This window comes from Hydrogenophaga sp. (assembly GCF_022844385.1).
Taxonomy (GTDB): domain Bacteria; phylum Pseudomonadota; class Gammaproteobacteria; order Burkholderiales; family Burkholderiaceae_C; genus Hydrogenophaga.
This window is the reverse complement of record NZ_JALHLX010000069.1, coordinates 6703-17065: the sequence shown is the minus strand read 5'-3', so window position 1 is coordinate 17065 and position 10363 is coordinate 6703. Positions and strand designations below refer to the sequence as shown.

Below are 10363 nucleotides of genomic sequence, written 5' to 3'. Positions count from 1 at the left end.
TTGAAGTTGAGCGCGATCTGCGGGCGGCCGATGTAGTGGGTGATCACGCTGCCGAACGCGCAGTAGAGCACCGCCATCCACACCATGAAGCCGGGGATGGTGTAGTCGCTGCCGTTGAACGAGAACGCGAAACTGCCCGAGAGCACCCACAGGATGCCGACGAAGCTCACCAGCGTGACCACCGCGTTGAGCAGACCCATGGTCAGGCTCACCGTGTAGCTGGTGAACATGTTCATGTCTTCGGCGATGCGCTGGTCGGGGTTGTCGGGCGGCGCGTCTTCGCCCTTGGCAAAACGCGTGAGCTCCAGCTGGTAGAAGGCCTTGTTGGAGAGCCAGCGGTCGAGGTAGTGGCCGGTCATCCAGGCGCGCCAGCGCATCTCGAGCAGTTGCGTGAGGTAGAAGCGGTAGACCGCGATGATGATGAAACCGAAGGCCAGGTAGGTGAAGCGCCCGAGCTCGCGCCAGAACACCACTTCGTCCTTGTTCTGCAACGCGTCGTAGAACACGCGGTTCCACTCGTTGAGCAGCACCAGCATGTAGACCGAGGCGAGATTGAGCGCCACGATGGCGGCCAGCAGGAGGCGGGCCTTCCATTTTTCTTCCGACTGGAAGTAAGGCACGGTGAGGCGACCCACCTTGCGTGCAAACACGCGGAAGCTCTGGAATTTGTCGCTCAGGGTCATGAAATCACCTGGTGGAGAGGCCGTTTGGGACCGCAACAAGACCCCGCGCCACGCGCAAAGGTTCCTGCGCGGTCAGGTCATTCGTTCGAGACGCCGGACGCCACGTGCCCGGCAGGCACGTGCATGGATGCAGACTCGATGTGCCCGGTCTGGTCGTCAAAGAAGAAGTCGGGCTCGAATTCGCGCAGGAACTCGCCCTTGGGCAGGCCGCCGAGGAACATGGCTTCATCCACCTCGATGTTCCAGTTCATCAGCGTGCGGATGGCCCGCTCGTGCGCCGGAGCGCTGCGTGCGGTCACCAGCGCGGTGCGCACCCGCATGAACGGCGTGCCCTCGCTCTGCAGGCGGTGCAGGGCTTCGAGCAGGGGCTTGAACGGGCCACCCGCCAGCGGCAGGCCGGCGTGGGTGGCCTCGTGCGCCTGAAACGCCGACAGACCTTGCGCCTGGTAGACCCGCTCGGCTTCGTCAGAGAACAGCACGGCGTCGCCGTCGAAGGCGATGCGCACCTCGTGCGGGTGCGCATCGCTGGCGTGCACCGAGTGCGGGTACACCTGCGCGGCCGGCACACCGGCGTCGAGCGCGGCGCGCACGTCGGCCAGGTGGGTGGAGAGGAACAGGTTGGCGCGCAACGGTCGCAGGTAGCGCCAGGGTGGCTGGCCGCGCGTGAAGCTGCCGCGCTGGATGGGCAGCCCGTAGTGCTTGGCCGAGCGGAACACGCGCATGCCCGAGACCGGGTCGTTGCGCGAGAGGATCACCACCTCCACGCGCTGGGCATCGGCGTCGTTGAAGGCCAGCAGCTTGCGCACCAGCGAGAACGCCACGCCGGGCTGCGCGGGCGTGTCCAGGCGGTCGAGCTGCAGCTTCATGTAGGCGCGGTCGTCGCCGGTTTCAAACAGCCGGTTCTCTTCTTCAAAGTCGAACAGGGCGCGCGAAGAAATGGCAACGACGAGTTTGCCTTCGAGGGTTGCGCCCATGTCAGGTGACGAGTTGATTCAACTGGATGATCGGCATGAGCACCGCGAGCACGATCAGCATCACCACCACGCCCATGCCCACGATCAGCAGCGGCTCCAGGATGGTGGCCATGTGCATGGCGCGGCGTTGCACCTCGGCGCCGAGTTGTTCGGCGGCGCGGTCGAGCATGGCGGGCAACTGGCCGGTCTGTTCACCCAGGCGGGCGAACATGGACACCAGCGGCGGAAAGCGCTTCTTGCTCGCGAGCGCCGAGGCCAGCGGCGCGCCTTCGCGCACCAGCACCAGTGCGTCCAGCGCATCGGCGCGCATGGCCTGGTTGTTGAGGGTCTCGGCGGCGGTCTGCAGCGCCCGCAAGATCGGCACGCCTGCCGCCGCGAGCATTGCCAGCGTGGCGGCAAAGCGCGCTGCGTTGAAGCCGCGCGCCAGCCGTCCCACCAGGGGCAGGCGCAGCCAGGCCGCGTCCATGCGCAGGCGCAGCGCTTCGTTGCGCCGCGCCATCACCAGCGCACCGCTGCCCGCGACCAGCGCACCCAGCATCAGCCAGCCGTAGCTGCGCACGAAGTCGCTCAGGCCCAGCATCATCACGGTGAGCAAGGGCAGGGCACGCTTGCTGCCGGCGAACACGTTGGCCACCTGCGGCACCACATAGGACACCAGAAACACCACGATCACGATAGCCACGAGGGTGACGATGGCGGGGTAGAGCGAGGCGGCCACCAGCTTGTTCTTCAGCGCTTCGCGCTCCTCGAGGTCGTCGGCCAGGCGCTCCAGCACGGTGCCGAGCTGGCCGCTCTGTTCGCCAGCCGCGATCACCGAGGTGTAGATGGACGAGAACTCGCGCGGGTGCTGCGCCAGCGCCTGCGCAAAGGGCGAGCCAGCGTTGACCTCGGAGCGCAGCGAGGCCATCAGGTTGCGCTGCTTGTCGTCCTCGGCCTCTTCGGTCAGGGCCGAGAGCGCCCGCTCCAGCGGCAGGCCTGCAGCCACCAGGCCGGCCATCTGCCGCGTCCATACCGCAAGTGTGGTGGCGCTGAACACGCGCCCGCCCCACAGCGTGACGTTGAGTCCGCTGCCCTGCACGTTGGTGCCGCCGCCCGTGGCCGGCTCAACCATCAGCGGCACCAGCGCGCGCGCGCGCAGCAGGCTGCGTGCGGAGCGGGCGGTGTCGGCGTCGATCAGGCCTTTCTGGGTGGCGCCCTGGGCGTCGAGGGCTTCGAAGGTATAGGCGGGCATGTCAGTCTCTTGTTACTGACATGACTTCCTCAGGCGACGTGATCCCGGCCTCGATCAGCCGCTGCCCGTCGGCCCGCATCGACTGCAAGCCTGCGGCCTCGGCCGCCACAAAAATCTTGCTTTCGGCGGCCCGGTTGTGGATCAGCGCGCGGATCTTGTCGTCGGCCACCATCAGCTCGTAGATGCCGGTGCGGCCCTTGTAGCCGCTGTGGTTGCAGTGCTCGCAGCCCACCGGGTGCCACAGACCCTTGTCGTCCTGGCGGCGGCAGTGCACGCAGAGTTTGCGCACCAGGCGCTGCGCCAGCACACCCAGCAAGGACGAGCTCAGCAGGAAGGGCTCCACGCCCATGTCGGTCAGGCGGGTCACGGCGCTGGGCGCGTCGTTGGTGTGCAGCGTGGCCAGCACGAGGTGGCCGGTGAGCGAAGCCTGGATGGCGATCTGTGCGGTTTCAAAGTCGCGGATCTCGCCGATCATGATCACGTCGGGGTCTTGGCGCAGGATGGCGCGCAGTGCCTTGGCAAACGTGAGGTCGATGCGCGCGTTCACTTGCGTCTGGCCCACGCCCGGCAGCTCGTACTCGATCGGGTCTTCCACCGTCATGATGTTCTGCGTGCTGGCGTCGAGCCGCTGCAAGCCTGCATAGAGCGTGGTGGTCTTGCCCGAGCCGGTGGGGCCCGTCACCAGAATGATGCCGTGCGGCTGGCCGATGAGCTTGCGAAAACGCGCCAGCACATCGCCCTGCATGCCCACCGATTCGAGGCTGAGCTTGCTTTCGCTCTTGTCGAGCAGGCGCAGCACCGCGCGCTCGCCGTGGGCGCTGGGCAGCGTGGACACGCGCACGTCCACCGCGCGGGTACCGATGCGCAGCGAGATGCGGCCGTCCTGCGGCAGGCGTTTTTCGGAGATGTCGAGCTCGGCCATGATCTTCAGGCGCGAGATCAGCGCGGCGTGCAAGGCGCGGTTGGGCTGCACCACCTCGCGCAGCGTGCCGTCCACCCGGAAGCGCACGCTGGAGGTGCGTTCAAATGGTTCGATGTGGATGTCGCTCGCGCCGTCGCGCGCGGCCTGCGTGAGCAGCGCGTTGAGCATGCGGATGATGGGTGCGTCGTCGGCCGTCTCCAGCAGGTCTTCGATGGCGGGCAGCTCCTGCATCATGCGGCTCAGGTCGGCGTCGCCCTGCACTTCGCTCACCACGGCGGCCGCGCTCGATTCGCCCTGCGAGTACGCCACGCTGATGCGCTGCTTCAGGCTGTCGCCGTCTTCCCAGTGCAGGCCCTGCACCGCGTGGCAACGCAGGATTTCGGACAGCGCCGAGAGGCGGCGCGTCTGGGCGGCGGTGTCGGCCGCCGGTGTGCTGCTGCCGAGCAGGGTTTGGGTGGCGCCGTCGTCCTCGATCAGCCACAGGTGTTCGCGCGCGAAGGCGTAGGGCAGCGGGTACTTCACAGCCCGGGCCTCACTGCGCGGGGGCTGCGGGGGGCAAGGGCACCGCAGGCGGGGTCAGCGGCGGTGACGACTGCGGGTTGGCCAGCGAGGGCGCCTGCGGCGTGAGCGTCATGGAGTCCGGTGATCGCGGTGCCGGCATGACCGGCGACTCGTTGATGCCGAGCACGCTGCTGGGTTTGGGCTGGGAATCCTGTTGCACCGAGCGCATGAGTTCGTAACGGTCCATCGCCAGGGTGCTGGTGGCGCGCGCATCGCGCACCACCACCGGGCGCAGGAACACCATGAGGTTGGTCTTGCGGCGCGAACGGGTTTCGCTCTTGAAGAGGTTGCCGAACAAAGGCACGTCGCCCAGGCCGGGCACCTTTTCCTGGTTGCCGGAGTACTCGTCCTGCAGCAGCCCGCCGAGCACCACGATGGCACCGTCGTCCACCAGCACGGTGGATTCGATGGTGCGCTTGTTGGTGATCAGGCCCGTGGTGGAGTTGATGGAGGACGCCTGCACGCTGCTGACCTCCTGGTAGATGGTCATCTTGATGGTGCCGTTCTCGCTGATCTGCGGCTTCACGCGCAGCGTCAGGCCCACGTCCTTGCGTTCGATGGTCTGGAACGGGTTGACAGAGCCCTCGTTACTGCCGGTGTTGGTGAACTGGCCGGTGACGAAGGGCACGTTCTGGCCGATGACGATCTTGGCCTCTTCGTTGTCCAGCGTGAGCAGGTTGGGGGTGGACAGGATGTTGCCCTCGCCGGTTTCCTGCAGGAAGCGCGCGAGAAAGCCCAGCACGTAGACCCCGTTGGTCTGGCGGGCGACACCGAAGTTGAGTCCGGAGGCGGGCGGGGTATTGCCCTGGGCGAGGTTCACGATGTTGCGCCCGCCCGTGCCGAAGTTGGAGCCGAGCAGGCCGATCAGACGGTCGCCCGAGTTGCCCAGGGCCCCTTGCCACTGGATGCCGAATTCGCTCGCCTTGTCGGCATTCACTTCGGCAATCAGGCTCTCCACATACACCTGCGCACGGCGCGAGTCGAGTTGGTCGATCACGGCGCGCAGTTGGCGGTATTGCGGCTCGGGCGCGGTGATGATGAGCGAGTTGGTGGCCGGGTCGGCCTGGATCTGGCCACCGGTGGACGGCTGCGCGCTGGCAGACACCGGGGTGCTGGAGGGGCTCGCGCCGGCCACGGCAATGGGACGGCCCGCGGTGGCCAGGCCAGCGGCACCGGTGCTGCCGGAGGCTGCGGACTCACCCGCGAGTGCGGCACGCAGGGTGGAGGCCAGCGCCACCGCGTCGGCGTTCTTGAGGTAGACCACGTGGATGTTGCCGCTGACGTTGGCCGACGAAGGCTGGTCCAGCCGCGCCACCAGGTTGCGCACCAGTGCCAGCCGCGCCGGGTTGGCCGCGCGCAGCACCAGGCTGTTGCTGCGGGGTTCGGCGATCAGCGTGGTCTTGTACGAGGCATCGGCCGCGCCTGCGCCGCCGGCGGCCACCGCCGGGTCGATCAGGCGCGACACCAGGGCCGCCAGATCGGCCGCCACCGCGTGCTGCAGCGGAATCACCTCGACATCGGTGGCACCCGCCACGTCCAGCGCGGTGATGATGCGGCCAATGCGTTGCAGGTTGTCGGCGTAGTCGGTGATCACCAGCGAGTTGTTGCCGGGGTTCACGTTGATGGTGTTGTTGGGTCCGATCAGGGGACGCAGCACCGGCACGAGGTTGTTGGCCGATTCGTGGTTGAGGCGAAAGATCTGGGTGACCACCTGGTTGGAGGTGGGCAGCGCATTGACCGAACCCGCGTTGACGACATTGCCCTGCAGCTTGGCGTCGGCCTCGGGCACGATCTTGTAGAGGCCGCCGGTGTCCACGATGGAGAAGCCTTGCAGGCGCAGCACGGCGGCGAACTGGTTGAGCGCAGCGGTGGGCGACACCGGGCGCTCGGTGGCCAGGTTGACCGTGCCCTTGACGCGGGGATCGACCACCACGTTGCGGCCGGTGATGGTGGCCATGGTGCGCGCCACCGATTCGATGTCGGCCGCCACGAAGTTGAGGGTGACCGGCTCGGCGTTGCGGTTCTGGGCCTGCACGGGTGCACCGGTCCACAGGCCGAACACCATCATCGTGGCGAGCGCGATCGCCGTCGGGGTCTTGCCGCGGCGCAGGGTCCGGGCGAGGTCGGCGCGGGTGGGGTTCGGTTTCATGGCGCGATCGTAAGGGTAAGTGGAGGGCTGCGACATGGGAGATGTCAGCCGATGTTCAGCAGCGAACGCGGGCCTTGCCGGCGTCCGATGATGTTGAGCAGGTTGTTCAGGGCGGCTTCGCTGTCGGGCGCCGCTTCGGCCACCCCCTGGAAGCGCAAGCGCCCACCCACCCATTGGCCCTGGCCTTGCAGTTGCAGGCGTCCGTTGAGCGTCTGCAACGCGAGGGTGGTGGTGTTGCTGTCGGCCTCGGCGCGCACGTCCATGCGGTAGCTGCCCAGCGGGCGCAGCGTGGACAGGCGCGAGACCATGTCTTGTGCTTCCACCGCGAGCACACCCTGCATGCTGCCGCGGCCGCTGTCCCATCGCAGGGTCAGGCCGCTGGTCTGCAGGCTGAGCTGACCTTCCATGCGCAAGGTGTTCCAGGGGGTGCCCAGACCGATCAGCAGCTCGGCAGGCCAGCGGCTGCTGAAGGCCGCAAGGCGCACCTCGGCCCCGCCCAACAGCGGCCGGGCGGTGAGCGCCACCGGCTGGACCGTGCAACACGGTGCCTCCAGCCGCAGTGCCATGGCCGGCAGGCCCGAGACCAGGGTGGGCGAAATCCGCCACTCCACACCTTGCGGCAACGTGGTCCGGGTTTGGCTGCCCTGGCCACCGGTGAACATGAGGTCGGCCCGACCGCGCCAGACCGTGCCGCGCGCGTTGACGAGCTGAAGCTGGTCGTTGGTGGCCGCGTTGATGCTGTTGGCCAGCCAGCGTGCCGGGGCAAACACGAGCAATGCGGCCAGGAGACCGAGCACGGCGCCCGTCCAGGCCAGGCGGGAGGGCCAGCGTGCGTTCATGGCTCAGCTGCCCCCGGCCAGGCCGGGGCCGGACAGCACCACGGTGCCGTTCCAGCCCGAGGTGGCGGGGTCGCGTGTGAGCTGGGTTTCCAGCGGAAGCAGCCGCGCGTTGATGCGCACCTGCGCCAGCCACTGCGCCAGCGCGGCGGGCGGGGTGCCGCGCAGTGTGGCGGTGGCGCGGTCGCCCAGCACCGAGAGCTGGGCTGTGGGCCCCATGGCCGCGGTGGCGGCTTCGAGCGCACGCAAGACCTGGTCGCGGCTGGGCGCCTGAGCGTTGGCTTCGCTGCGCAGCGCTGTGGCCGTGGCCGCCATGCGCTGCATCTGGCCGAGCTGGGCGTCGAGGCGGGCATGGCGTGCGGGCGCTTCGCGCAACGTGGCCAGGGCCGGTGCCACGGCCAGCCACCACAGCAGACCCAGGCCCACGACCCACAGCGCGATCAGCACGGCCTGGCGTTCGCGCGCCGAAAGCCGGTCCAGTGCGCTTGAGAGCGGCGCGGTGATGCGGGCGAGGGGAGCGCTGGCAGAGGGAGAGCGTTGAAGTGTGGCCATGGTGGTCAGGGTGCGGGTGGGCTCAAGGCCAGTTCATTGCCGTCAAAACGCACCTGCCAGCCGACGCGCTCCAGGGTTTGTTGCAGGGCGCGCACCTGGTCTTCGGTGGCGCGCCAGCCGGCGAAGCGGCCGTCGCCCGGCGTGTAGTTGACCGTGCTGGGCAAGAGGTTTTCACCACCCGATGCCTGATCGATCGCACCGAGCAAAGTTTCAAGATCACCCAGCGAGAGGGCGCCCGCGGTCTGCTGCAAGCGGACCAGTTCGCGCTGCATCTGCACCGGCGCGTCGAGCACCAGGGTGACCTGCGGAAAGGTTTGCTGCAGGGTGCGCTGCACGGCCTGCTGTTTGGCTTGGAGCGCGCTGCTTTCGTGCCATGCGGCGGCGTTGAGCCCGACCAGTTGAACGCCCACCAGAGCCGCCAGCCCCCAGCGCGCCGGGCGCCAGGCGGGCGCGCTGCGCCATTGCCGCAGACTGCGCCGCAGACGTTGGCCACGGCGCGCGCTGGCCGAGAGGCTGAGGTCGAACTGCGCAAGATTCCAGTCGGACTGCGAGCAGCGCAGCAGCCACTGGGGCTGGGCCACCAGTTCGAAGCGCTGGTCCAGGATGCGTTCGGCCACCGTGGCCACGCTGGGGTCGGCCAGCCAGATGTCGTATTCGGCGGATTCGCCCAGCGCATCGGGCGATGGCGGCATGAGCGCCGTGATGGCTGCCACGCTCGCGCTGCCGCCAGCGCCGCTGGTGGCCTCCAGCAGCGGTGTGCTGCTCACGCCCAGCACGCTGGCACTGCCCAGCCAGACCTGCCCGCTTTCGGCGTGGGCCCAGTGGATGGTGGACGGAATGTCGAGCTCAAAGCTTCGCGAAGCGCCGGCCGATGCCACGGGTGCCTCGGACTGCACCAGGGGCCACATCGACGGCACGATGCGCGTGACCGGCCGGCCTGCGCCTTCCAGTATCTGCAACCAGCTGCGCAGCCAGGTCTTCTGGCACACCGCCACCCACACCGACTGGCCCGACTTGCCCCCCGGCTCCAGCGCGAAATGCAGCTCGTTCACATCGGTCAGCAGGCGGTCTTCGAGCAGGCCTTCCAGCGCGGCGCGCAAGCGGGTTGACGCCACCTTGGGCAGCGCCACCCGGTGCCACGACACGGCGCGCGGTGGCAGCACCAGCACCACCTCGTCGTCGCGCGGCAGCAGCGAGGCGGCACATTGGCCCAGGTCGTTGATCTGCTGACCATTGCCCGAAGCAGCCCAGTCGAACAGGGCCGAGGCGGGTGTGGGGGTGGTGACGGAGAAATCCGCGGGGGTGAGGATCAGCACAATGGGGTGAGGTGCGTGGCGCAAGGCCACGGATCGCCCCATTCTAGAGAGCCTGTGTGACGTGTAGTCAAAAAGTTGCGGGGGAAAAGGCGGTCATTGTTGGGGCTGCGCGTCAGGGGCGCGCACCGGGTCGGGCAAAGCGCTCGCGCCAACTCACGCGCACATCGAGGTTGTTGCGCACGACCAGCGAGCGTTCTTCGATGACGGCGTTCTCCAGCCGCAAGCGACCCCGCACTTCGAAGTAGCGGCTGCGGGTCCCGTGGGCATCGTCGTTGAGCTTGCCGGCGGTGGCCGGCACGGCCTGGGTCACGTCGCCGAGGTTCTTGAACGGATTGCGTTCGCGCGCGGCCACCACCTGGCGGGCCTGGGCCAGGTCCAGGCCGGGCAGGCTGGCGTGGATCGCCTGGGCGCTGGCGGTGTTGAGGTTGAGGCTGGAGCGCTCGGGCAACACGGTGACGTGGGGCTCCAGCGCGGCCAGGCTTGCGCGGCTGATGCCCAGCCAGCCCAGGTGCGACAGCTTGCGCGGCTGCAGCGACGTGCGCGAGGGCAGGGGGTCGGTCAGGGCCAGCTGGGTGGTGTTGCGCAGTTCGGCCGCGGCGTTGGTGAGCTCCGCGAGGGGCAGGCCGAGCTGTTCGAACAGTTTGCTGAAGGCACGCAGATCGAATTCGGAAGTTTCCGCCTTCGCCGTGGCGCCCCCTCCGGTGGTGCGCACCAGGTTGTTGAAGTTCAGGCGCGACTGCATGTCGATCATCTCGCCGGAGAGAAAGGCCTCCAGGGTGCTGTCGGCATTGTTGCTCTTGTCGGCGGCCAGAAAGCTCGACAAGCGCGCCTCTTCCAGCGGCAGCGCCCAGGGCTCGCCCAGGTGATCGGCGTTCCCGCTGTTCTGGTTGCTTCGCGCGTCCTCGCGCAGGATCAGGCGCGCCCAGTCCAGCGCCCCGGTCAAAATCCAGCCCGCCTGCACCCGCTGGCGTTCGGCCTGTTCGACCTCGGTGGAGCGCCACTGCTGCCACAAAGCGGCCGACGCCAGTGTGGCCACCAGCGTGACGGTGAGCATGGCGAGCAGCAACGCCGCGCCACGCTGGTGGGAGCGTGGGGGCAAGGTTTCGCCGCCGGGCCGCCCCAAGGCGAAACAGCCCCCT

9 protein-coding genes are annotated in these 10363 nt (G+C 68.3%); all 9 read right to left on the bottom strand.

From position 1 onward, the window contains the following. Nucleotides 1-683, bottom strand: a 683-nt coding sequence (locus Q0C59_RS12335; RefSeq protein WP_291215860.1) for an SbmA/BacA-like family transporter, incomplete at its 3' end; no start/stop codon positions are given. A gap of 77 nt (nucleotides 684-760) precedes the next feature. Further along, nucleotides 761-1657 carry a 5'-nucleotidase gene (locus Q0C59_RS12330; RefSeq protein WP_291215857.1) on the bottom strand — a complete coding sequence of 299 codons (897 nt, stop codon included), beginning with the start codon at nucleotides 1655-1657 and terminating at the stop codon, nucleotides 761-763. 1 nt (nucleotide 1658) lies between these two features. After that, nucleotides 1659-2888: a type II secretion system inner membrane protein GspF gene (gene gspF / locus Q0C59_RS12325; RefSeq protein ID WP_291215855.1), complete on the bottom strand. Its 1230-nt coding sequence runs from the start codon at nucleotides 2886-2888 to the stop codon at nucleotides 1659-1661. Between the two features lies 1 nt (nucleotide 2889). Then, nucleotides 2890-4332, bottom strand: coding sequence for a type II secretion system ATPase GspE (gene gspE, locus Q0C59_RS12320; protein ID WP_291215852.1), 1443 nt, complete (start codon nucleotides 4330-4332; stop codon nucleotides 2890-2892). Between the two features lie 10 nt (nucleotides 4333-4342). Further along, complete coding sequence (gene gspD / locus Q0C59_RS12315) at nucleotides 4343-6520, bottom strand: type II secretion system secretin GspD (protein ID WP_407066559.1); 2178 nt, start codon at nucleotides 6518-6520, stop codon at nucleotides 4343-4345. 44 nt (nucleotides 6521-6564) lie between these two features. After that, nucleotides 6565-7359, bottom strand: a complete 795-nt coding sequence (locus Q0C59_RS12310; RefSeq protein ID WP_291215850.1) for a type II secretion system protein N — start codon at nucleotides 7357-7359, stop codon at nucleotides 6565-6567. Between the two features lie 3 nt (nucleotides 7360-7362). Continuing rightward, a complete protein-coding gene (gene gspM, locus Q0C59_RS12305) occupies nucleotides 7363-7908 on the bottom strand; it encodes a type II secretion system protein GspM (protein WP_291215847.1) in 546 nt (181 codons plus the stop codon). Nucleotides 7909-7913: 5 nt separating this feature from the next. Next, nucleotides 7914-9224, bottom strand: coding sequence for a type II secretion system protein GspL (gene gspL, locus Q0C59_RS12300; RefSeq protein ID WP_291215845.1), 1311 nt, complete (start codon nucleotides 9222-9224; stop codon nucleotides 7914-7916). Nucleotides 9225-9336: 112 nt separating this feature from the next. After that, nucleotides 9337-10347, bottom strand: a complete 1011-nt coding sequence (gene gspK, locus Q0C59_RS12295) for a type II secretion system minor pseudopilin GspK (RefSeq protein WP_407066560.1) — start codon at nucleotides 10345-10347, stop codon at nucleotides 9337-9339. Nucleotides 10348-10363: the final 16 nt, after the last annotated feature.